The sequence below is a fragment of the Aeromonas sp. 159 genome (genome assembly GCF_963862045.1).
GTDB classification, from domain to species: domain Bacteria; phylum Pseudomonadota; class Gammaproteobacteria; order Enterobacterales; family Aeromonadaceae; genus Aeromonas; species Aeromonas veronii.
This window is the reverse complement of sequence record NZ_CAWLMI010000051.1, coordinates 1-23,036: the sequence shown is the minus strand read 5'-3', so window position 1 is coordinate 23,036 and position 23,036 is coordinate 1. Positions and strand designations below refer to the sequence as shown.

18 protein-coding genes, 1 pseudogene and 1 riboswitch are annotated in these 23,036 nt (G+C 59.5%); of the genes and pseudogenes, 4 read left to right on the top strand and 15 right to left on the bottom strand.

Going from position 1 to position 23,036, the window contains the following annotated elements; all coding sequences use genetic code 11:
* Positions 1 to 27: 27 nt before the first annotated feature.
* Together lysC and argA are read right to left on the bottom strand one after the other, a co-directional pair.
* On the bottom strand, positions 28 to 1,380 hold the full coding sequence (lysC, locus tag AACR14_RS10665; protein ID WP_019446161.1) for a lysine-sensitive aspartokinase 3: 1,353 nt from the start codon (positions 1,378 to 1,380) through the stop codon (positions 28 to 30).
* A gap of 90 nt (positions 1,381 to 1,470) precedes the next feature.
* Positions 1,471 to 1,694, bottom strand: a riboswitch (Lysine riboswitch).
* 107 nt (positions 1,695 to 1,801) lie between these two features.
* Complete coding sequence (argA, locus tag AACR14_RS10660; RefSeq protein ID WP_005345063.1) at positions 1,802 to 3,130, bottom strand: amino-acid N-acetyltransferase; 1,329 nt, start codon at positions 3,128 to 3,130, stop codon at positions 1,802 to 1,804.
* A 268-nt stretch (positions 3,131 to 3,398) separates the two neighbouring features.
* Between argA and msrA the strand changes: the two genes are divergently transcribed.
* Entirely contained in the window at positions 3,399 to 4,031 is a 633-nt protein-coding gene (gene msrA / locus AACR14_RS10655; RefSeq protein WP_019446160.1) for a peptide-methionine (S)-S-oxide reductase MsrA, read from the top strand.
* Positions 4,032 to 4,292: 261 nt separating this feature from the next.
* Here msrA and AACR14_RS10650 read toward each other — a convergent pair whose 3' ends face one another.
* From AACR14_RS10650 to AACR14_RS10640, 3 genes are read right to left on the bottom strand one after another with little or no spacing between them, the layout of a single operon-like run.
* The gene (locus AACR14_RS10650; protein WP_005333735.1) at positions 4,293 to 4,628 is read right to left on the bottom strand and encodes a DUF3802 family protein; all 336 of its coding nucleotides are present in this window, start codon (positions 4,626 to 4,628) and stop codon (positions 4,293 to 4,295) included.
* A 57-nt stretch (positions 4,629 to 4,685) separates the two neighbouring features.
* A complete protein-coding gene (locus AACR14_RS10645; protein WP_026035038.1) occupies positions 4,686 to 5,174 on the bottom strand; it encodes a GNAT family N-acetyltransferase in 489 nt (162 codons plus the stop codon).
* Positions 5,171 to 5,554, bottom strand: a complete 384-nt coding sequence (locus AACR14_RS10640; protein ID WP_019446158.1) for an MmcQ/YjbR family DNA-binding protein — start codon at positions 5,552 to 5,554, stop codon at positions 5,171 to 5,173. Before AACR14_RS10640 ends, AACR14_RS10645 begins: the two co-directional genes overlap by 4 nt.
* A gap of 118 nt (positions 5,555 to 5,672) precedes the next feature.
* On the opposite strand from AACR14_RS10640, the gene AACR14_RS10635 reads away from it, so the two are divergent.
* Entirely contained in the window at positions 5,673 to 6,464 is a 792-nt protein-coding gene (locus tag AACR14_RS10635; protein WP_019446157.1) for an alpha/beta fold hydrolase, read from the top strand.
* Between the two features lie 41 nt (positions 6,465 to 6,505).
* On the opposite strand, the gene AACR14_RS10630 is transcribed toward AACR14_RS10635, so the two are convergent.
* The 4 genes from AACR14_RS10630 to AACR14_RS10615 form a co-directional block, all read right to left on the bottom strand.
* The gene (locus AACR14_RS10630) at positions 6,506 to 8,326 is read right to left on the bottom strand and encodes a hypothetical protein (protein WP_019446156.1); all 1,821 of its coding nucleotides are present in this window, start codon (positions 8,324 to 8,326) and stop codon (positions 6,506 to 6,508) included.
* A 525-nt stretch (positions 8,327 to 8,851) separates the two neighbouring features.
* On the bottom strand, positions 8,852 to 9,904 hold the full coding sequence (locus AACR14_RS10625; protein WP_026035036.1) for a lipocalin-like domain-containing protein: 1,053 nt from the start codon (positions 9,902 to 9,904) through the stop codon (positions 8,852 to 8,854).
* 185 nt (positions 9,905 to 10,089) lie between these two features.
* Positions 10,090 to 12,519: an ABC transporter permease gene (locus AACR14_RS10620; RefSeq protein WP_019446153.1), complete on the bottom strand. Its 2,430-nt coding sequence runs from the start codon at positions 12,517 to 12,519 to the stop codon at positions 10,090 to 10,092.
* A gap of 30 nt (positions 12,520 to 12,549) precedes the next feature.
* Entirely contained in the window at positions 12,550 to 13,230 is a 681-nt protein-coding gene (locus AACR14_RS10615; protein ID WP_019446152.1) for an ABC transporter ATP-binding protein, read from the bottom strand.
* 197 nt (positions 13,231 to 13,427) lie between these two features.
* On the opposite strand from AACR14_RS10615, the gene AACR14_RS10610 reads away from it, so the two are divergent.
* Both AACR14_RS10610 and nhaD read left to right on the top strand, forming a co-directional pair.
* A complete protein-coding gene (locus AACR14_RS10610; protein WP_005333716.1) occupies positions 13,428 to 13,895 on the top strand; it encodes a DUF4357 domain-containing protein in 468 nt (155 codons plus the stop codon).
* A 107-nt stretch (positions 13,896 to 14,002) separates the two neighbouring features.
* On the top strand, positions 14,003 to 15,427 hold the full coding sequence (gene nhaD / locus AACR14_RS10605) for a sodium:proton antiporter NhaD (protein WP_019446151.1): 1,425 nt from the start codon (positions 14,003 to 14,005) through the stop codon (positions 15,425 to 15,427).
* A 76-nt stretch (positions 15,428 to 15,503) separates the two neighbouring features.
* Here the strand turns inward: nhaD and AACR14_RS10600 are convergent, their stop codons facing one another.
* The 6 genes and pseudogenes from AACR14_RS10600 to AACR14_RS10575 form a co-directional block, all read right to left on the bottom strand.
* Positions 15,504 to 16,715, bottom strand: a complete 1,212-nt coding sequence (locus AACR14_RS10600) for a Bcr/CflA family multidrug efflux MFS transporter (RefSeq protein WP_019446150.1) — start codon at positions 16,713 to 16,715, stop codon at positions 15,504 to 15,506.
* A gap of 69 nt (positions 16,716 to 16,784) precedes the next feature.
* Positions 16,785 to 18,050 (bottom strand): hypothetical protein, encoded by a 1,266-nt coding sequence (locus AACR14_RS10595; protein ID WP_026035035.1) that lies wholly within the window; start codon positions 18,048 to 18,050, stop codon positions 16,785 to 16,787.
* A gap of 106 nt (positions 18,051 to 18,156) precedes the next feature.
* Entirely contained in the window at positions 18,157 to 18,717 is a 561-nt protein-coding gene (locus tag AACR14_RS10590; RefSeq protein ID WP_019446148.1) for a hypothetical protein, read from the bottom strand.
* A 47-nt stretch (positions 18,718 to 18,764) separates the two neighbouring features.
* A complete protein-coding gene (locus AACR14_RS10585) occupies positions 18,765 to 20,189 on the bottom strand; it encodes an NAD(P)/FAD-dependent oxidoreductase (RefSeq protein ID WP_019446147.1) in 1,425 nt (474 codons plus the stop codon).
* A 102-nt stretch (positions 20,190 to 20,291) separates the two neighbouring features.
* Complete coding sequence (locus tag AACR14_RS10580) at positions 20,292 to 21,131, bottom strand: FTR1 family iron permease (RefSeq protein WP_019446146.1); 840 nt, start codon at positions 21,129 to 21,131, stop codon at positions 20,292 to 20,294.
* Positions 21,131 to 23,036: pseudogene (locus tag AACR14_RS10575) on the bottom strand (multiheme c-type cytochrome); the annotation flags it as partial. The gene AACR14_RS10580 and the pseudogene AACR14_RS10575, both read right to left, overlap by 1 nt.

Genomic DNA, 23,036 nt, shown 5'->3' with positions numbered 1-23,036 from the left:
ATGGTCTGGTTTACCTCGCGGTGAGGATCAGTCCAGCAGCTCCTGATGGAGGCGGTTGACGATATTGCCCGCCTCGCTCTCCTTGACCAGGAAGCAGAGGTTGTGGGCGCTGGCGCCGTAGCAGATCATCCGGATGTTGTGCTCGCGCAGGGCGTCAAAGACCTGACTGCCCACTCCGTTCACTTCGCTCATCCGGTTGCCGATGAGCGCCACCAGTGCCAGACCGGTTTCCACCTCCACCTTGCAAAGCTGGCCCAGCTCGGCCAGTACCTTGTCGCTCAGGATCGGTTCGCCGTTACTCTGGCTGCCGGTGTGATCCAGCGTCAGCGATACGCTCACCTCCGATGTGGTGATGAGATCGACCGAGATGCGGTGACGGGCCAGAATGCCGAACACTTCGGCCAAAAAGCCGTAGGCGTGGAACATGTTGAGGCTGTGCAGGGTTACCAGCACCTGCTGGCGGCGCAGGGCGACGGCGCGAAACAGCGGGCTTGAATCTGTGCTGGCGCGGATCCAGGTACCACCGGCGGCGGGGTCCTTGGCGGAGCCGACAAACACCGGAATATTCTGGCGCACCGCCGGTTGTAATGTGGCCGGGTGCAGCACCTTGGCGCCGAAGGTGGCCATTTCGGCTGCTTCGACAAAGCTGATTTCGGGAATGGGGCGGGCCCGGGTGACGAGGCGCGGATCCGTGGTGTAGATGCCGGGCACATCGGTCCAGATCTCGATACTGGCGGCATCGAGCGCTTCGGCGAGCAGGGCTGCGCTGTAGTCAGAGCCGCCGCGCCCCAGCGTGGTGGTGCGGCCATCGCCATCGGCACCGATAAAGCCCTGGGTGATGATAAGGCTGTCGCCAAGCTGCGGGCCCAGCGTCTGCTGGCAGAGGGTTCGGGTGGTAGCCAGATCGACGGTGGCCTTGCCAAAGCGGCTGTCGGTGCGCATCAGCTGGCGCACATCCTGCCAGTGGGCCTTGACGCCGCGCTGGCGCAGCAGTTCGGTAAAGAGGCGGGTAGACATCAGCTCGCCGCAGGCGATGAGGCGATCAGCCAGCTCTGCATCGGTATGTTGGTGGGCTTGCTGGGCCATGAGGCGGATCTCGTCCAGCTGGCCATGAATGAGGGCGCTCACATCAACAGGGTTGCCGAGATCGGTCAGAATGGCCTGCTGGATCCCGGCCAGTTTGGCCAGCTGCTCGTCGCGGCCCGCTTCGTCCAGCTCCCCTTGTGCCAGAGCGACCAGCAGGTTGGTGACACCGGCGCTGGCGCTCAGCACCACCACCCGGGTGGCGGGATTGGCCAGCACGATATCGGCGCAGTGATTCATGGCCGGGAAGTTGGCGACACTGGTTCCGCCAAACTTGGCGACATTGATCGGGCTCATTGCTTACTCCTGTCTTATTTTAAGATTCCGGTTCCATCGGGCAAAAAAGAGAGGAGGAGGCTGAAAATGGCAGGAATGAACGAAGCTATCCCGGCCAGAAGCACTCCACCTGCAGAGCCCATCCCGTACCGCCCCTGACAGGGCGCGGTGGGGGATGATCACTACCGATGACAACCCGGGGGATTCAGCCCCCGCAGCCGACGTTGAGGTTACCAGTCTCCTCACTCGTCTCGGCGCTGCTCCCCCTGACCCAAGTTCACCGGACGCTGGCGTCCTCCCTTGGGCTGCCTGGGCAGCGCTCCTCTTCTGGCTCCACCAGGGCGGTGGAGTGCATTTAGAAATACCCTGCGTTGGATTGCACTGTCAATCGAGTTTGTGAAAAAGTTCAAATTGTCGGCTAACTCAACGCAGGATCAATGACTTAGGCAATGGTCTTTGACAAAACCTTGGAACGGCGCTGCCAGTTGTAGAGACGCTGGCGCGCCACCGGCAGATCTTCTACTTCCAGCGGATCGAAGCCCCGCTCCCGGAACCAGTGGATGGAGCGGGTGGTGAGTACGAACAGGCGGCGAATGCCAAGCCGCTTGGCCCGCTCGGCTACCTTGGCCACCAGCTGATCCCCCCGGTTGGAGTTGCGATAGTCGGGGTGGATGGCGACGCAGGCCATCTCCGCCATCGCCTCTTCCATAAAGCAGTAGAGGGCCGCGCAGCCGATGATGAGACCATCGCGCTCGATGATGGTGAACTTGTCGATCTCCATCTCCAGTTGTTCGCGGGAGCGGCGCACCAGAATGCCTTCCTCCTCCAGCGGGCGAATAAGATCCAGAATGCCGCCGATATCCTCGATGGTAGCGGCGCGGGCCTGCTCGGCACTTTCCCGCACTATCTGGGTGCCGAGGCCGTCGCGGCTGAACAGCTCCTGCAGCATGGCGCCATCATCCTGATAGCTCACCAGATGGGAGCGGGGCACGCCGCCACGGCAGGAGGCAATGGCCGCACGCAGGTAGCGGGCGGTGCCGGACATCTCTTCGCCCGCTTGCTCCAGCTCCACCAGCAGCTCTTCGGCCTGTTCGGGGAAGAGCTCGGAGATGGCTTCGCCGCGTCTGTCCATCACCCCCTGGGTGCTGCTAAAGCAAATGAGCTTGTCCGCCTTGAGGTCGACCGCCACCCGGCGGGCCACCTCTTCCGAGCTCAGGTTAAAGCTCTCGCCGGTGACCGAGCAGCCGATGGGGGAGATGAGCACCAGACTCTTCTGATCGAGCTGGCGGGTGATCCCCTCCACGTCGATACGGCGCACCCGGCCGCTGTGGCAAAAGTCGATGCCATCATCCACCCCCAGCGGCTGGGCGGTGACGAAGTTGCCGCTCACCACGCTGATCCGCGCCCCCTGCATTGGGGTGTTGGCGAGCCCCATGGAGAGCTGGGCGGTGATGTCGTATTGCAGGCCGCCACACACCTGTTTGATGATGGTGAAACTCTCGTCATCGGTGACCCGGATCCGCTTGTGATACTGGGCCTCGATACCGGCGCGGGCCAGCGCCTCATCATTTTGCGGACGTGAACCAAACACCAGCACCAGGCGTATGCCCAGTGTCTGCAGCAGGGCGATATCGCTGACGATATTGGCGAAGTTGGGGTGGCAGATGGCTTCTCCCCCCATCATCAGCACAAAGGTGGCCCCCCGATGCACATTGACATAGGGGGTGGATTGCCGGAAGGCATTGACCAGACTGGGTTCGCGTTCGCGCACTTGATATTTCTTCCATAAAAAAACAGCGATTGGCTCAATATATGAAAATTAATTCACAAATCAAGACTAAATATTGATTTTGGCCGTTTCTGGTCTACGAGGGGCGGCTTGGCCGTGCGGATTGGGAACGTGTGGCAGGAAGCGCAGATGGCCGTCGGAGCGAGCGGGGAGGGGCCCGCCGGTTGATCCGGCGCGATAAACTGCTATCTTCGATGCTCCTTTTCGTCAGCTGTGTGATTTCACAGGGTTTTATACAAGGACAGAATTCATGGAACAGATTATTTCACCGGCAGATGCCCTGCCGGGACGACGCGAAGCGATGGTGATTGGTCAGCAGCATGCGGTGAATGGCAACCCGACCCAGGGCCCCTGGCCGGAAGGGATGGCGGTGGCCTGGTTTGGCATGGGCTGTTTCTGGGGCGTTGAGCGCCTGTTCTGGCAGCAGCCGGGCGTCTACTCCACCGCGGCAGGTTATCAGGGCGGCGTGACCCAGAATCCCACCTACAAAGAGGTGTGCAGCGGCTTGACCGGTCATGCCGAGACGGTGCAGGTGGTGTTTGATCCGGCGGTGATCAGCTACGGCGACCTGCTCAGACTGTTCTGGGAGCAGCACGACCCGGCGCAGGGGATGCGTCAGGGGGGGGACATTGGCACCCAGTATCGCTCGGTGATCTTCTATGGCGACGAGAGTCAGCAGATCATTGCCCAGCAGAGCATGGCGGCCTATCAGCAGGCGATGGCGGCAAGCGGCGACAGTCGTGCCATCACCACCCGCATTCTGCCGCTGGCGCCCTTCTACTATGCCGAGGATTACCATCAGCAATATCTGGAGAAAAACCCGGATGGTTACTGCGGATTGGGTGGCATTGGAGTCTGTTTGCCGCCAAGCCTGAACCGCTGAACAGGTTTGTAGTCGATTTCTTAAGAAAAGTGAAAATAAATGGTCGGAGGAGGGAACTTATTGCGACCAGTCGGGACTAACTAGGTAGCGTCCAGGGATCGGATGCAAAGTCCAGACACATTTCTTGCCTTGATAACCGCCTGATGAATGAACGCACTGGCGGGTTGAAAATGATAGCAAGCAGGGCTGCCCACCAAGGCGGCCCTTTTCCTTATCTGCTGTTCTGAAATCTTGCGTTGGGCGGGAAAACCGGACGGCAGATCAGCCGATGGCGCTGTCGAACAGGTTCTTGATGAGATCGATAAACTCGATGAGGAAGGTTTTCTGTTCCGGGGTCGGAGCGCGCAGCCAGACGGCAGATAGCACCTCTTCCAGATCGGCGACCACGGCGTCGGCCTCCTGCATGATGGCGAAACGCACCTTGGGATCGAGCTGGGGGTTTTGCTCGCAAATGGCCATCAGGTTGCTGGCAACACGGCCACTGACCAGATCTTCGATGGTCTCTTCACCATCGTTCTGCTGCTGGGATTCAAACAATCCCAAACTCTCCACCAGATACTCGATCAGCGAGATATAGCCTTCACTTTCTACCACCATGGTTGCTGCCTCAATACAGTAACAATACGAAAATTAAGCGTATTTTAGTGGCTTGCCCTAGCTTGGCAAGCAGCAGTGCAGGCGATGGCGAGTAAAACTGACTCCGCCCCGCTCCACGCACTCCAGCCCGGTCAACGTAAAGCCATGTCGTAAAAATAGCTCATAACTGAAGGCGCTGGCCTCGGTGGTGATGAGGGTCATACCGAGCCCTCTGGCCCCCGCGAGCGCCGTGGTGAGCAGCAGATTGCCCAGTCCCTGGCGCTGATGGTCGGCGCTCACATAGAGCAGACTGAGGTGGCCATCGGGGCTCAGAGTGACAAACCCGAGGGGCACATTTGCCTGCTCCGCCACCCAGCCGTGGTGCTCGCGCAGCTGGCTGACAAAACCCGGATGTTGTGCACCGAGGGCCCACTGCTCCACCTGCTCGGCGCTGTAGTGCTCGGGGCCGCAGCGTCGCACCGCCTGCTCAAACAGGGTCACGAGAGCGGGGATATGTGCCTCGCCAAGGGGGACAATACAAAGTGCTGGACTAAGTGCTGGAGTCATAAGGTTGGGCCGTCAGTAGGGGGGAGGGGGCGCGGCGCTTGTGGCCGTTTGGCTTTGGGCAGACCCGCGACAACCCGCTCATAGGAGTGGTGCACCCAGCCCTGCCACAGATCATCTGGCAAGGTGCTGTTCAGGGTCACTGTGTTCCAGTGTTGCTTGTTCATATGCCAGCCCGGTTTGACCTCGGGGTGGATCTCGCGCAGCAGCAACGCCAGCTCGGGCTCGCATTTGAGGTTGATGGTAAGCGGCTCGGCCTGCCAATCCACCAGCGCGAACATCTTGCCCGCGATGCGGTAGACCAGGATCTCCGGGCCAAACGGGGTATCTTCGGTGGCGCCCGGCAGGGTCAGCAGAAAGTGGCGCAAACGGGTCAAATCCATGGTGGGTTCTCGCGCAAGGGGTGATCCGGGTCATGTCAGGCGCATATCTATCGGCGGGCCTGTTCTGTTAATATGCGCGCAGCCGAGTATACCCCCCATCACCAAGGGAGCCTATTGGATGTTGTATCACAAGACTTTCGAACTGGGTCCCGAGCGGGATTGGGTGGTGTTTGTCCACGGCGCCGGTGGCAGCTCCTCCATCTGGTTCAAGCAGCTGCGCGCCTATCGCGAGCACTTCAATGTGCTACTGCTGGATTTGCGCGGCCACGGCCAGTCCCACCAGCTGCAACAGGTGGTCAAGGGCCACTACAGCTTTCGGGAAGTGACCGAGGATATCGTTCGGCTGCTCGATCATCTCAATATCCGCCGCGCCCACTTCGTCGGCATCTCCCTTGGCACCATCCTTATTCGCCATCTGGCCGAGCTCTGCCCGGAGCGGGTGAAAAGCATGGTACTGGGGGGCGCCATTTTGCGGCTCGATATCCGCTCGCGGGTGCTGGTGCAACTGGGCCGACTCGGCCAGCACTTCCTGCCCTATATGTGGCTCTACCGGCTGTTTGCCTTCATCATCATGCCGCGCCAGCACCATCAGGAGTCGCGCAACCTCTTTGTGCGCGAGGCCCGCAAGCTCTGCCAGAAGGAGTTCAAACGCTGGTTCCGCCTCGCCACCGAGGTTAACCCGTTGATGCGTTACTTCCGCGAACGTTCCCTGCCCATTCCCACCCTCTATGTGATGGGGGAGGAGGATCATATGTTTCTGGCGCCAGTGCGCGAACAGGTGGCCCGCGATGCCAGCTCCTCGCTGGCGGTGATCGAACAGTGTGGCCATGTCTGCAATGTGGAGCAGCCGGAGCAGTTTAATCGCCGTACCTTGGCATTTATTCAATCGCTGGGGAGCGGGGGAAAATAATGCTCAAGCAGAAGCTCTTCTGCTTGAGCACATACAATGATTTATTTCTTTTTGTCAGCAAAACCTATGATATGAAAGTCTGCACCAGATGAACGGACCGCATTCTCTGCACTTACTAAAAGAACATCTAGTTGAGTTTTTATCTTGCTGTCTATATTCCCTTCATAAACGCTTTGTTGTGTATGAGGTTGAACTACTACAACTCGAGTCTTCACATGTTTATTGTCCTTCATCGTTAATAATAAATTAAAGAAATCCTCAGGTTTAGCTGCTTTACCGTCATGCCAACAACCTTTATGTGTAGCATTATCATGCCTAGCCTTTAGATCTTCTACTAGAACCTTTCTGACTGTATAACGAAGATTTTTTACTGCTTGATTTAAAACAACATCATGTGCGCCTACAGATATTTTCCTAGCGCGAGCGTTAGATTTAGAAGCTTTGACATGAATTAGTGATATTAAATGTAGTGCTCCATGTTTTACATAATGGATAAAGTCTGCCTTTTCGCCTGCACCATCATCACAATATAGCCAGCCTTTAGGAGTTTCAGTTGTATTGAACTCTGCAGCTGTTAGCCAATTACCACTCCAGCATTTCTGCACCCAGCAAAATAATGATTTTTCCTTTCCTATGCTTTTAAGGTCTGGTTTTTGTGCATCAATCCCAGGTTTTTCCTTGGTTATGTCATACTCTTCAAAATCAGCCCACAGAAATTTATTGTATTCAACGTCCTGATAGCCAGTTCTAAAAACCATACCATTAACAACAGCATGCCCTGATTCGAACCAACACTTTACTAACTCGGGGTAATTAAAAATACGTTTGTATTGGTCAAAATGTGACTTAATAATATAATTTTCACTTTTTATTTTAAAGTTAACTTTATAATCATCTACTTCTACCTCGATGCAAATATTGCCTACATTCTTACTTCCATAGAAAACATTTAAAGAAATATCACTTTCAATAAAGCTTGGGGCTAACTCTACATGGTAGTTATATTGTAGCTTTTTCAATAGATCCTTACGGTATTGCCCATCCTCTTCAGATAGAAAGTCATAATCAACAAGCGAAAAATCATAAGGTATTTTTAAATCATCTGGCTTAGATATAGGGTAGGATAGTATTCCTATGGGGCTATCTGATTCAATGTTATTAACAGATAATCTATCTAATATCTCTAAAACTCTATTTTCAAATGTCGACCAATCCTTGCAAGGCCCTCGCCATATAGATGATTTAAAAGGATTGATACCAACAGAACTTTTTGAATTCGTTCCCCATATTTCGGTGCGTACAGCTGACATCATATATGATTGATCTATTAGTGGATCGAGAGTATCCGCGACACTGTTTCCACCCAATACTTTAGAGTCAGCTTTGAAGTTATCTCTGCCATGTATTCCTGATAACCAGAGCATCTTAATTTCATCTTCATTGATGAAGTTGCCATTTAACTGGCTAATCGGAATTGGGAATAGATTGGATAGTCTTGTTTTACCAAAATGCTCCCTGATAGCATCTTTTTTCCCTTTCTCAGAAAAGTAGAATGCTAGGTGATTTCGAACATTAAAACTTACAAAAACATGATGCTCTATATCTTTTAAGATAATATCCTTTGCCCAACTAGGTGACTTCTCAATTTTATATGAAGTGATCTTCACCGTACCTAATATACCTACGTCATCGACTATTGTTGGGCCAATAGTTATATCATCAGAAGATTCATCAATTAACAGCTTGATGATATCTTCATGTAAATTGCAACTTTCTTCCTTTGTGGATTTTATACCTAATAATACTGATAGATATGGAGCTATATTATGCTTTTCTATTTCGATAGTATTATTTTCCACCATTCACTCCATAAATAAAAAAATTTTATTAGTTTTTCACATAAAACGAGCTTCCACTCTATATGTATCTAATAATTCTCCGAATCGTTCCGATTATTCTAGAGCAACACTCACAACTACATATTCCTGAGATCGCATGGTAACAATCAACATTGCTACCAAACGGAGTTCAACCTCCCAGACAGCAGCCTTTAACCAAATTAAGGCGGGCCAATCCATTCTCTCTCCATAGCTGCTTTCGGAACCCTGAGTGCCGGATGAGAAAGATATCAAACGGCAACCAATTTAAGTGAGGAAAAAGTTAGTTATCGCTCGGATTTTGAAAGGTTTTTTGACGAGGATCAGACTTGAGCCAAGTTGGCTGCGGGTTGAGTGGGTAAGGGGTGTTCAATAAATAAACAGATAAGGCATCCTTGGCTACTGGCGCCAAGTGACAGAAATGGCTGGGCAATATCAGGGTTATGCCCTGTTATAAGGGCGATTTGTTTTTAGGTCATCGAGTAGACCGGCCACGTTTGTCGAGGGTGTTCAGTAGCCGGTCATCTCCAGATAGCCGACCCCCTTGGCATCCCCCGAGACAGAGACTGCCCCTTCCCAGTAGTCAAAGCGCCCCGTCATGGCCTGATTGGGCTGACGGGCTTTGATGGTGAGGCTCATTCCGGCGGCGTTTAGCTGCCACTCGACGGGGTAATTCTGCCCCTTGGGGCCGCGCCAGGTGTTGCCCGGCGTAAGGCGAATCGCGTCGGGGGCGAGCACCCGGCTGCTGCCGTCCCGCTCAATCAAGATGCCGTAGCGGTTTTCGGGCTGGTTTTCGGGATTAGCGCGTCCCGATTTGGTGCGCAGGCGAAACAGCATCAGCTCGCGGCCATCGGCCAGTTGCAGGGAAAACCAGTCCCAGCCCGATTGCCATTCGGCCAATACCGAGCTGCTCCACTCGTGATCAAACCAGCCTTGTCCAGTCACGGTGCGGGTCTCGCCATCGCGAGTCAGGGTGCCGCGAAGAGTGAGGCGCGGGTAGGAGTAGTAAAAGGAGGCGTTGCCCGGGCTCTTCTCGCTGTAACCGGCCTTGCCTTGCAGCACCAGCGGCTTGGCGGCAGTGATGGTGAGGTTCAGCTCGCCAATCTTGCTCTGCACCTTGAGGGTGGCGGGGAACAGCGCCGCCCCTTGCGAGGCAAGCCGCCACTCCCTGAGCCAATATTGGCCGCCGTTGGCCCCCGCCAGCCCCGGCCCCTGCCGACTGGCCCGTTCATCTTGCTGGTGGCTGCCACGGTCGAGATCCGTGATGGCAAACTGGGCCAGCCAGAGTTGGGGGGTGAGCCAGGGGTTGCCGGTGCGGAGTTCTTGCTCGATACCTTGCCGAAACAGGGTCCACTGCATGCCATATTCGCGCCCCTGTTCATCCTTGAGGTTGCCGGTGAGATACCACCACTCGGAGCGGTAATCGGGGTGGGCGGCGTGATCCTCCGGCAGCTGGATGGTTTGCCCCGGCAGCACCTTTTTAAAGCTGTCGCTGCCACCGCCGAGCAGGGCGCCCAGATCGCTGGCCTGCGAGCTGCCAATCATGGCAATCAGCGGGATCAAGAGGGTGGCGAGCCACAGGGGCCGTAAGGAGGACAAGATCCCCCTCACCCTGGCCCTCTCCCGAAGGGAGAGGGGATGGTTCAATGCCGCACTCTGCTCTTCTTTGCGCTGAAGAAGGGGCGGAGAGAGGGACGTGGTTAATGGGAGCTTCAAGCCATGGCTGAGCCAGTGCGCTAACCGATATTTCATACCACTCTCCTTGCCGCATAGCAGGAGGCAAATGCGCCACAGACCGGTGCCAGCAACAGGGCGGTGACCGCATGAAGGGGGGCGGCCTCGAAGGCGAGGCGCCAGCCAAAGGCGCGGGGATTGACCACCTCGATCAGCACCCAGGCGAGGCCATACCCCACCGGCAGGGCCAGCAGGGCGGTGAGCAGCCCCAATCCAGCCCCTTGCCACACCAGCAGCTGGCGGCAGTGGCGGGGGCTCAAGCCCAGACTCTGCAAGGTCTGCAACTCGCCACGGCGCGCCAGCCCCAGCACCATAAAGGCCGAGCCGATGCCGACAAAGGCGATGCCCAAGATCAGCAGTTTCAATAGCTCGGTCACCACAAAGGTCTGGTCAAACACCTTGAGGGCCGCGCTGTGGATGGCGGGGGCGGAGAGCAGGTTTAGCTGCTCGCCAAAGCGCTCGCGCAGGCGGTCGGCCAGTTGTTCAGGATCGTCGCTAAAGAGGGCGAGGGATTGCACCGCCCCGGCCTCGAAGGCGTGCAGGATCTGCCCCTTGTCGCTGCCGTAGTCCTGATAGACGCCGGTGACGGTGAACTGCCTTGGCCCCTGCTCGCCGTTGATCGCCAACTGCTGGCCCACCTTGACCCCGAGGCGCACCGTCAGCGGTTCGCTCGCCAGCACCTCGTCGGGGCGGGTCGGCCAGCGTCCGGCCAGCAGCGGATAGGCCGCTTTAAGCTGGGGAATAAAGTCCATCTGCGCCCACTCGATGGGCTGCCCCTGCCAGCGGGCTGGGTGCACCGAGCGGCGCGAGGCGGCGCTCACCAGCGGATTGGCGAGCAGGGTCTTAAGGGTCGCTTCGCTCAAGGTGCCCTTGTTGCCCGCCACCCCCTTGGGGGCGGTGACATAGAGATCGGCGGCCAGACGCTGGCCGAGCCAGATCTCCACGCTTGAGCGAAAACTCGACACCATGACCCCGATGCCGATGGCCGCCGCGATGGCCAGCTGCAACGCCATCACCGCGATGGCGGTACGGTCGAGGTGATAGAGGGTCTCGGCCACCCCGAGTCGGGCCGTGAGGGGGCCGCCCGCGCGTCGTCGCAGCCAGCCAAGCAGGCCGCGCAGGGCATCGGGTAGCCAGAGCGCCATGGCCAGCAGCCAGCCGCCGGCGATAAAGAGGGCGCCACTCAGACCGGTTTGCGGCAGCCACAGGCAGAGGGCGCACAGCAGCAAGATGGCGATGGCCAGCACGCGCCGTCGCCACGGGTGAGCGGGGGGGCGGCTGCTTCCGGCACGCAGTTCGAGGGGGGATTGGCGCAGCAGTTGCCACCAGCCGGGCAGGTTGGCGGCCAGTGTGCCGAGCAGCCCGATCAACAGTGCCTTGAGCAGGCTCATGGGGGAGAGGCGCAAAAGATCGATGGGGTTGGGCCCATAGAGATCGGCCAGCGCCTGGGTGAGCTGCCCCATCAGGGCGAGGGCCAGCAGGCTACCGAGCAGCACCCCGAGCAGGGTGCCGAGGGTGGCGAGAATAACGAGCTCTAGCACCAGCCAGCGGAGTACCCGACTCGGCCCCATCCCCAGAATGATCAACTGGGCCAGCTGGGGGCGGCGCACGCTCTGCACAAATCGCTGGGCGTTAAACACCAGAAACAGTCCCACCGCCATGGCGAGCAATGACAGCGCCGTCAGGTTGAGGGCGAGTGCATCACCAAGTTGGCTGGCATCGAGCGCCGGGCTGATGGGCTCAAGCCACAAGGGCTGGTTCGGGTAATCGGTTTGCAGGGTGGCCTGCAGGGTACGAGCTTCTGATTCGCTTAGCTTGAAGACGATGCGATCTAGCCGACCCGCTTTATCCAGCAGCGGTTGGGCGAGGCCGATGTCGGTTATCAGCAGTCGCTCCATGGGCACGGCGCCCGGTTCAAACGTGCCCGCCAGGGTCAGGGTCAGGGTTCGGGCGCTGGCGCCATCGCTGCCGCCCAGCACAAAGCGTCGGCTCTGGCCCGCTTGCCAGCCAAGGCGCTCCGCTTCGGGGGCCGCCAGCCAGATGCTGTCGGCACGGTTTAAGGAGAACGCGGGCTCGCTCTCCCGAGTGGCGCCAAACAGCTGGCGCAGCGGGCCGGGGTTGAAGAGATCCATTCCCAGCAGTTGAAAGCTGCGCCCCTCTTCATCCTTGAGCCAGCCATGGAGCTGGGGCATGGCATCGAGGGCGGGTTGGCTGGTCACCAGTTGCACGTAAAGCTGCTCATCCAGCCCGCCAGCGGGTGCCAACCGGTAGTTGGCTTCCCCTGCCAGCTGGCTGCGGGCGGCGACAAAATTGGTGCGGGCACTGTGATTGAGCAGCTCGATGGCCACCACCAGCGATACCCCCAATACCAGCCCGGCCAGACTCATCAACAGCAACCAGGGGTGGCTGCGATAGAGGCGCAGCAGCGCTTTGAGTGGCAGCATCAGCGTGACTCCGGCAGGCGCAGTCGCTGTTTAGTCATGACGGGGCTCCTTGAGCTCGATAAGTTGCCCCCCTTCGAGGCGCAGCACCCTGTCGGCCAGCGCGGCGTAGGCCGGGTTGTGGCTCACCAGCAGCAAACCTGCGCCTGTGTCGCGTACCGCCGCGATCATTAACGCCATCACCTGTTCAGCATTGTGTTCATCGAGGCTGCCGGTGGGTTCGTCGGCGAGCAGCCACTGGGGCTGATGGATCAGGGCGCGGGCCAGCGCCACCCGCTGTCGCTGACCGCCGGAGAGCTGCTCCGGCCAGGCATGGCGCTTGTGGCTCATATCGAGCCGGTGCAGCAACTGGTCAATCTTTGTCTCATCCGGCGGCATACCGTTGATAGCGAGCGGCAGGGCCAGATTCTCGGCCACGTTCAGGGTCGGCAGCAGGTTGAAATCCTGATAGACGATACCGAAATGGCGGCCCCGCAGGCGCGCCCGCTCGTCGGGAGATCGGGTGTCGATCCGGGTCTTCCCCAGCCAGATCTCCCCCTCGTCCGGTGCAATCAGCCCGGCGATCAGATTGAGCAGGGTCGACTTGCCGCAGCCGCTTTGGCCCAGCAGCAGGGTGATCTCGCCAGCGGGGAGGGCGAGATCGAGATGGTGGAACAGCGGCAGTCGTTCACTGCCGTTATCGAAGCTTTTGCAGAGGTTGCGCAGGGTCAGCATGGGATAACCGTTTGATGGTCAATGGCTTTCATCATGCTTGGTACGCTAGCACGGCCAGCATTGATCAACACCCCTTACGGTTGATCAAGAGTGCAAGTTAGTGATCAAGGCGGCAAAAGAGCAGTGGATCCTAGCTGGATCCCGCTTGCCCGAGGTGGTTAGAATAGGGGCTTCCATGGGTCACAGGATGAGCAAGGATGTTACACAAGCAAGTCAGTTTTATCATCGATAGCAAGGGCAACAAGCAGGCTGCCGTCGTCCCCATCGAGATCTACAACGAGCTGATGACCCTGCAAAAGGCACTCTCCGACAACCGGCCGGGGGAGCGCGAGCTCTACCACTTCAACGGCAAGGGGGCCGAGGCCCACGGTTATCCGGTGGGCAAGCGGCAAAATCCGGGCTTTATGGTGCTGGCCGGTTCCACCGCCAATGGCGAGGATGCCGCCTCTTTGCGTGAAGCGGTGATCGAGCTGCGTCACGAACTGCTGGAGAAGGGGGTCATAGTGCCCCGCAGTCAGGGCGGCTTTGTCTTTACCGCCGATCAGCTGTTCAACAGCCCGAGTCTGGCCGCCAGTCTGGTGGCGGGCAATAACCGCAGCGGTCTGGATGCCTGGCAAAACAGCGCAGGCTATACCCTCAAACAGTCGGGTTTCGGCAAGAAATAATCCCGCGTTTCGACAGCAAACCAATTAAGCGTTAATTGACCTGGATGAATTTTTCTTTTCATCCAGGTGCTAGCATGATTGCCAGATGGTTCTAAAAGGAAGAGACCATGTCTGCGCTCACCCCTGTTATTTTGCTGCTGTCCCTGTTTATCCCTCCCGCCCATGCCAGTAGTGGCCCTGTTTTGTTGACATCCTCCGCCATCGGACTTTTTTGTGTCGGATTGTTTGTGCTGGCCTACGCCCTGGTGATGGCCGAAGAGTATCTGCAACTGCGCAAGTCCAAACCCGTGCTGGTGGCCGCCGGGGTGATCTGGATCCTGATCGGTATCGCCTATGCACAGCAGGGGATGAGTCCGGTGGCCGAGCAGGCCTTCCGGCATACCCTGCTGGAATATGCCGAGCTGATGCTGTTCCTGCTGGTGGCGATGACCTATATCAACGCCATGGAGGACCGGCAGCTGTTCGATGCCCTGCGCGCCTGGCTGGTGCGATCCGGCTTTCACTTGCGCACCCTGTTCTGGTTGACCGGCGGGCTTGCTTTTTGTATCTCGCCGGTGGCTGACAACCTGACCACTGCGCTCTTGATGTGCGCCGTGGTGTTGAAAGTGGCCAACGGTGATCGGCGTTTTGTCAATCTTGCCTGCATCAACATAGTGATCGCCGCCAACGCCGGAGGGGCGTTCAGTCCCTTTGGCGATATCACCACTCTGATGGTGTGGCAGGCGGACAAGGTGCAATTTGGCCAGTTCTTCACCCTGCTGATCCCCTCTCTGCTCAATTTTCTGGTGCCGGCCATCCTGATGAGCCTGATGGTGCCGCGCCATGTGCCGGAGGCTGATAACGAGGTGGTCGATCTCAAGCGGGGGGCCCGCCGCATCGTCGCGCTGTTCTTGCTGACCATCATCACGGCGGTGCTATGCCACAGTTTCCTCCATCTGCCGCCTGTACTGGGCATGATGCTGGGGCTCGGCTATCTGCAGTTTTTCGGCTTCTATTTGCGCAAGTCGCTGCCACGATCCCTTGCCCGCAAGCGTGCGCTCTATGAACGCAATGGCGATGAGGTGCGGTTGCGCAGTCTGGGTTCTGTGGTGCCATTTGACGTGTTCAACAAGGTGGCCAAGGCGGAGTGGGATACCCTGCTCTTCTTCTACGGGGTGGTGATGTGTGTCGGTGGGCTGGGCTTTATGGGGTATCTGGAGCTGGTATCACACTGGTTGTATGACGCTGAGGATCCCACCATGGCCAACATTTTCATCGGGGTCTTGTCCTCCGTCATTGACAACATTCCCGTGATGTTTGCCGTGCTGTCGATGAACCCGGATATGGCGTTGGGGCAGTGGCTGCTGGTGACCCTGACTGCCGGAGTGGGCGGCAGCCTGCTCTCCATCGGCTCTGCGGCCGGGGTAGCCCTGATGGGACAGGCCCACGGCATGTATACCTTCTTTGGCCACTTGAAGTGGCTGCCGGCTATCTTGCTCGGTTATCTGGTGAGCATAGGGGCGCACCTCTGGCTCAACAGTGCCCAGTTCTGAACGTCTGGGCGCCCGTACGAAAAGAGGCTTCCGTTGACGGAAGCCTCTTTCGTTTTCCTGATAGGAGGGAGGGGGGTCAATCGCCTCGCTTGCCGGTCAGCAGCCAGTAACTCAAGGTGGAACCCACGCCGCAGCAGGCGATGGCGATGGCCATGGGCAGCGGCGAGTGGGGCGGATTGAGGTTGACCAGAATGCCGACCAGGGCGCCGATGCCAAAGCGCAGGGTGCCCGCCAGTGCCGAGGCGGTGCCTGCAGATTGCGGGAAGTGGCCCATCAGGCCGGTCATGGCATTGGCGCCCACCAGACTGATATGGCCGACAAACAGTACCACCGGAATGACGATGCCCCACAGGCCGCCGGTCTGGCTCCAGGCGTTGTAGACCAGCAGGGCGCCCGCGCAGGGCAGCACCAGCAGGCCGTATTGCAGCATCCGCTCGGCGCCCACCCCTTTCACCAGTCGGCTGTTGACGAAGGTGACCAGCATCATCAGCAGGATATTGAGGCCAAACAGCCAGCCGTAGTGCTCGGTCGGCACCTTGAAGTACTCGATATAGACGTAAGGGGAGCCGCTTAAGAAAGCGAACATGCCGGAGCTGGAGAGGGAGCCGCACAGCACATAGCCCATGGCGCCGCGATGGGAGAGCACCCCCCAGTAGTTCTTGAGGATCTGGCCCAGATTAAGGGGCTGACGGTGTTCAGGTTTCAGGGTCTCCTGAATTTTCCACTGCATCACCAGACAGATCAGCAGGCTGATCCCCACCAGCAGCCAGAAGATCACCCGCCAGTCGGCGTGGGCACTGATATAGCCACCCACCACAGGGGCCACCAGCGGCGCCAGGGTCATCACCAGAATGACGAACGACATGGCGCGAGAAAACGCATCCTTCTCGAACAGATCGCGCAGCAGGGCATTGACCACCACAGAGCCGGCCGCACCGCCCGCCGCTTGCAGCATCCTATAGGCCAGCAATTCGGGCAGGGAGTCTGCCATGGCGCAGCCCACCGAGGCGATGGCAAACATCACCAGCCCCGCCAGGATCACCGGCTTGCGGCCATAGCTGTCGGCCAGCGGGCCGTAGAAGAGCTGGCCGATGGCAAAGCCGCCCAGAAAGGCGCTGATGGTGAGCTGGGCGCCGTCGATGCTGGTGGCCAGATCCCGGGCGATGGCCGGAATGGCGGGCAGATACATATCCACCGCCAGCGGGGTCAGACCCGCCAGAGCGCCGAGCAGGATAAACAGGAAACGGGGGGAGAGGGCGGCAGCCTGAGCTGTTGGCGATTGGGGCATAGGGTGTCCAGTTGATGCGAAACGTCGGGTTGAAAAGCGCGAAAAAGCAGTCTATCAGTTTTGTCGCGGCTATGGATCCGGTATGGCGAGCCAGAGTCCGGGCTCGGCGGCAAAGCGTGGGGCAAACCAGTGCTGGCGCACCGCAGTGGGCATTTCGCTCGCGGCGATGGGGCGGCGACTGAGGCGGCAGGCTCCCTGAGAGAGCGCCAGCGCCGCATCCCCCTTGTACCAGCCATCGGTGACGGCCAAGGCTGTGGTTTCCCGCAGCAGCCGCACGCCCCACTGGGTCACCAATGCCGGACACGCTGTTTCTGCCAGCCTTGCTGCCTGCACCATGGCGGGCGGACGGGGCAGGCTAAAGGTCGCGCCGAGCAGCAGCAATCCGGCCACTGCAGCCAGCTTCTCGCCACGGCGTGGCAGCCAGCCCGCCAGCAGCACGAGGCCGAGCAGGGTGATAGGGGCCAGATGGCGGGGATTGTCCGGGTTCTGGCCAAACAGGGTCCAGAGCAGCAGGGCGAGCCAGTAGAGCGTCCAGAGTGGGGAGAGGGCGGCAGGGTGGTTTTTTGATCTTTGCCAAAGCGGCAGTACCAGCAGCGCCCCAACAGCGAAGTGCCAGAGCGGGGTGAGCTGATCGTTGAAGGTGCGCGCCCAGCTCAGCAGCCGATCGCCGTGGGCCGCTGCCGTGTTGCCCCACAGGGTAAAGTGGCCGTCGGTAAAGCGGCGCCCCTCGCTGAAGTAGGCCCAGCCATCGGCTTGCCAGACAAACAGCAGGCTGGTGAGCCCCACCAGTGCGATGGGGAGCACCAACCTGACGCGGGTGCCCTGCTGCGCCAGCCCGAGCCACAGGGGCAGCAGCGCCAGCACAAAATAGGAGGGGCGCAGCGCCAGCATAAGGCCCAGTAACAGACCCGCCAGCGCAATTCTGCGCTGCTGCAAGGCCAAGAGCGCCCCGAGCCAGGCGGCGAGCGCTGGCCCGTCCGAAAGGCCGGAGAGCGCCAGCGTCGGGGTGAGCGGCAGTGCCAGCACCAGTAGCCAGACGGGGGCCAAAAGGTTTGGCCGTTGCCACAGCTTCACCGCCAACAAGGCGGCGAGCGGTGCCAGCAAACTGCTACCCAAGAGGCTTGCCCACTGCACCGCGCGGGCTGGATCGCTCACCAGCAGATTGATCAACCGCGCCAGCCAGATAAAGGCGGGGTAGCCGGGAAAGTGGGGGGAGAACTCCAGCACGCTAAAGCGCGTCACCCCGTGGGCGAAATTGAGGGCATCGTCGGAATCGAGCGCCACCGGGAAGGCCAGCAGCCAGCAAAACCAGGCCAGTTGCAGCAGGATCAGCAAGTAGGGTCGATTAGCGAAGCGTAATCGGCCGTGGTGACGCCCCCCTTCTCCCCTTGCGGGAGAAGGGTTGGGGATGAGGGGGGCCGTCGTCATCGATGAGAGGCCATCAAAGCGGCGCCAGCACGGCCATCAGCGCTTTTTCCGCTGCGGCAAAGGCGGCGGCGTCGGCGGGCTTGGCGCCCACCCCGAATACCCCCGGGTTGCCGATGGCATCCAGCACCTTGGCCAGCGCCTGTTCGGCTGCCTTGCGATCCCCTTCGCTGAGGGAGGGGAGGATCAAGTCGAGGAAGCGCTTGCTCTTGACCACCAGCACCTTGGCGGTCTGGTAGTCGCCGAGGTTCTGGCTGGCCCCTTCGAGGCGGCGCTCGATCTCCGCCTTGTAGGCGCGATTGAGCAGGGCGGCGGTGGCGGCAGCGTCTTTGGCCTTGATGGCGGCGGCCAGCGGCCCTTGCAGCTCCACCTTGTGGTGCTGTTCCAGATAGGTCAGCTCGTCTGCAATCTCGCTCAAGGTGGCGCTGGCATCCTTGCCGTCAGTGGCGGCGCCAAGCAGCGATTCACGTGCGTCGATCAGTGGCTCCTTGCCGGCGGCGGCGTAGGAGTAAGCTTGCGCCTGGCCGCTCAGGGTCAGCAGCAGGGTGAGGGCGAGTAAACCCGGGCGGATGGTCATCCTGTTCTCCTTACTTATGCCAATAGGTTATGCCAATGGCGCGGCACTCAGGCCACGCTCTGGGTTTCGATCACGGTATTTTCGTTGCGATGGTTAAAGATGGCATGGCGTCTGTCCACCCCGTCGATCACCATGTCAGCGGCCATCATCCCCATCTCCATGGCGGTGTCGGTGAAGATGTAGCGGAATGTCCCCTGACGGCCGGTCATGATGAGGTTGGTGATGGGCATCAGCGCCTTGATCGCTTCGTTACGACGGGCCTGATAGCCCAAATCCATCAGCGGATAGGCGTATTCGCTACGCGCTTCAAAAGTTTCATCGCCAAGCTTGGCGGTATCGACGCCGAGGCTCGCGAGATCGGCGGTAACCCGGCCGCGCAGATCAGAGAGCTGTGCCAGCCAGGTGGCATCCCCCGGGTTGCAGGGGATCTCCAGCATTACCGAGGTCTGGCCTTGGGGCGCCATAAAGGGGCTGCGGCGGCGCGGCTCCTGCAGACGGGTCGCCAGAATATGGGGGTCGGAGAGGTACTGCCAGGTGTTGTCCGACAGGTTCTCTGTTTTAAGCGGCATATTGACGAAGCGAAGCGACCGGTAGTGCAGATCGCACGGCAAGCCCAGATGCTGGCAGGTGAGCGGCAGCGGCAGGGTGGAGATCACCTGATCAAAGCGCTCGCTCTGCTCAATGTCATCTTGTTTCCAATACACCCGCTCGATGCGGCCATCGGCCTGCTCAAGGCGGGTGATGGTGGCGCCGGTCTTCAGCTCAACGCCCTCTGCCACCAGCCGCTCCCCCAGCGTGGTGAAGATCTGGCCGAAGCCATATTTGGGGTAGCGGTATTTGCGGGCATAGGTGCGCACCGAGATACTCCCGCTGCGTCTTGGCAGCAGGCGGCGTGCCACGTCTTTGAGATCGATCAGGCTGATGCGTTGGCCGGCCCAGTCGGCGGAGAGCTTGTCCGGGTTGATGCCCCAGAGCTTGCCGGTGTAGCCCTCGAAGAATTGGCGGTAGAGGGTGCGGCCGAAGTGGCTCTGGATCCACTCGGCAAAGCTCGCCTTGGCAAAATCATCCGGCTTCTTGCTAAAGGGCAACAGCAGCAAGTCTTTTACCGCACCGGCCATCAGGGCCAGCGGCGCCGTCTTGAGCAGGTTGGGCAGGTTCAGGGGGTAGTCATAGGTGCGTCCGCCAAAGCGGATGACGCTCTTGCGCTCGGCGTGGAGCAGATCGTCCCCCATCAGCTCGTCGATAAAGGCGAGCAGCTCGGGGTTCTTGGTGATAAAGCGGTGGCCGCCGTAGTCAAAGCGATACTCTCCATCGCGCCCCTTGAAGGTCTGGGTGGCGCACATGCCGCCGACCACCGGCTCCTGCTCGAACAGGGTGACTGCAAAACCGGCGCGGCGCAGGCGCCAGGCGGCCATCAAACCGGCGGGGCCGGCACCCAGTACCGCAATGTGCTTCTTGTTGTTATCGCTCATGACCTATTCCGAAACTGCTTGATAGATAAGGGAACCGCGCCAGGGCGCGGCTCCCGAATGGTGTTGTTACCCCGTGGCCTTGCTACCACAGGGCGTGCGGGCTCAGCCCTTGCCAGTCGCGGCACTCACCTGTGGACGATAGCTGCGCTGCCAGAGGGTAACGAAAATCGCCAGATAGAGGGCCCAGGTCAGCAGCTGTAAGCCAGCGGGTGAGGCATTGTAGCCAAACAGGGCGCGCAGGAAGGTACCAAATACCCCCTGATCGTCGAGAATGTGGCTGATGTCGAACACCGGCGTGGTCCAGAAGGTGATGATGTCTGCCGCCTGCAACATGTTGACGGCGGACGAGAGCAAGCCTGCGGCGATGATGATGATAAGCAGGCCCGTCCAGCGGAAGAAGGGAGTCAGCGCCACCTTGCGGGTGGAGCGCAGCAGCCCCCATACCAGCGCGATGGAGACCAGCAGACCCGCCAGCGCGCCCATCAGGCCGGATTGCAGATCGACCCCTTGGCCCGAATAGAGCAGGGCGGAGAAGAAGAGCACGGTTTCAAACCCTTCGCGCATCACCGCCAGAAAGGCGAGGAGCACCAGGCCAAACAGGTTGCCGCCATCGATGGCCGCATCGATGCGCGCTGTCATGGCTCCCACCTGGGATTTGGCCTGTTTTTGCATCCAGATCGCCATATAGGTGAGCACCAAGGTGGCGAAGATGAGGATCCCCGCCATCAACAGGTGGTTGTAGCGCTCGCTCTCGAACTGGCTCACCACCACCTGGAACAGGAAGGCGACGATCAGGGAGGCGATAAGGCCGAGCCCCACCCCCAGATAGATGAACTTGTTGTAGCGACTCGCCCCCAGCTTGGCGAGGTAGGAGAGACAGATGCCGACCAGCAGGAAGGCTTCCAGCCCCTCGCGCAGGGTAATCAGAAAACTTGCAAACATCAGGATTGAGGCTCCGTAGCGGGCGTGACGGGGAGAGGCTGCAGGGTAAGTTGCAACCGATTTAGCTGCACTATGGGTGGCTCCGGCAAGCTTGGCTCGGCGGCGCGCACCGCATCATTGACCCACTTGGGGTAGGTGCGGAAATTGAGTTTGATATCGGCCTTGAAGGGCCCTTGGGCATCTGCGGGTAGTGGCCAGGCTTCATCGCGCCAGCCATCGGCCGGAATGCGGGTATCTTCCAAGAGCTTGGCGTAACGCCAGAACTTGAGCCCCACCGGCTTGCCCTCGGCATCGCCGAATACTTTTCTGAACAGTCGCGCATCTTCTGGGACTGCGCCATCCACCGGCTGGCCGCTGGCAAGCACCACCTTGCCACTGGCGTCGGTGATGGTCAGCTCCAGCCAGAGTTCACGGAAATCGGCCACCCCGGTGGGCAGGGCATGGCCTGCGCCGGTATTGGCGACCCGCACCACCAGTTGCTGGTTCTTATCTGCAGCCTGTTCGATACGGGCGGAGAGGGTAGCGCTGGAGCGCAAGAGCGCCAGACTCTCCTGCTCAAGGTTGGGATTTCGCAGCCCCACCAGCTGGTGCTGGGCGCCGGTAAAGTTGTGGCGATAGAGCCGCGCCTTCATGGTGCCGTTTTCGGTGGACTGGCCCGCCACCGGCGCGCCGCCATTGCCCGGCTCCGGGTTCATATGGCAGTCGATGCAGGTGCGCCGTTTGGCGGGATCCTCGGCCTTGGCGAAGCTGGACTTTTCCCACTCGTCCCAGGTGTTGACGATATTGGCGCCGGTGCCCGGGGCAAACTCGTTGTGGCACGACTTGCACAGGGCCGCGTCGCGGTAGAAATCCTTTTGATAGGAGGCTTTGTGGGCCGCCGGACGGGCGTTGATCTGCCGCTCAGCCATCCAGTGCTGGAGGCTGCCGCCCGGGGCATCCTCGAACACATAGCTCTCGCGGTCTTTCAAATTCACGGTAAAGGCGCTGTTGCCGCCCGCATCTTCCACTTTTGTGATGCGATGGCAGAGCACGCAGCCGGTCCCTTCCTCCACCACAGGTTCACCCGCTTTGTGGGCGGCAATCAGCGAGGCGCCACCCTGCTCGAACATGTGGGAGCCCTTGGGCAGATCCAGCTGGCCTGTCATCACCTGCTGGGGCATATGGCAGCCCTGGCACCACTGACCGAATGCTTCCCCTTCGGTTTCGCGGGCCAGCGCCTGCACCACCTTGTAGTAGGGGTGGGAGTTGCCCATCAGTCGGTGGTTGCTCTCGCTCCAATCCTTGAACGCCTGTTGGTGGCAGTTCTGGCAGGAAGCGGAGTTGAGCCACGCCTGCGGGTGAGTGGTCGGCGCCTTGGCGGGATCCGTGCGCGGGGCATCGAGTCGCAGCCAGTTGGCGAGATAGGGGAGGTTGCCATCGGCGGTGACGAAGGCGTGTAAGTCCTCCATCATCGCTTTCACTTCCGGTTGGGGCCTCGCGGGGTCAACTGCCTCGGCGCCATCGCGGGTGTCATGCCCCATGCCGCCCTGGGTCTGCTGGGTCATGCGCAGGTATTCGCCGACAAAATCCCCCGCCACCATGTTGGTGAGGTTGGCGTGTCCGTTGATGGCGTTGTCGCCGCTCTTTTGGCGATGTGCCGCCATCAGATAGCGGTTGGTGAAATTGAATCCGTCCAGATGGCAGGAGTTGCAGCTCATCCAGTTGTCCCCCGCCATGGGGAAGCGTGAGTTGGACGCTGTGTTACCAAGGTTGAATAGCCGCTCGCCGCGCTGAAGCGGCGCGGGGCGCGGATCCGTCTCTACCAGTTTGGCGAAGTGGGGCACATCGACGGTGACCCGGGCAAACGGGCCGCTGCCGCCGCTATTGAGGCGGGTGAGATCCTGCCCCATGGCGTTGTGCACCAGA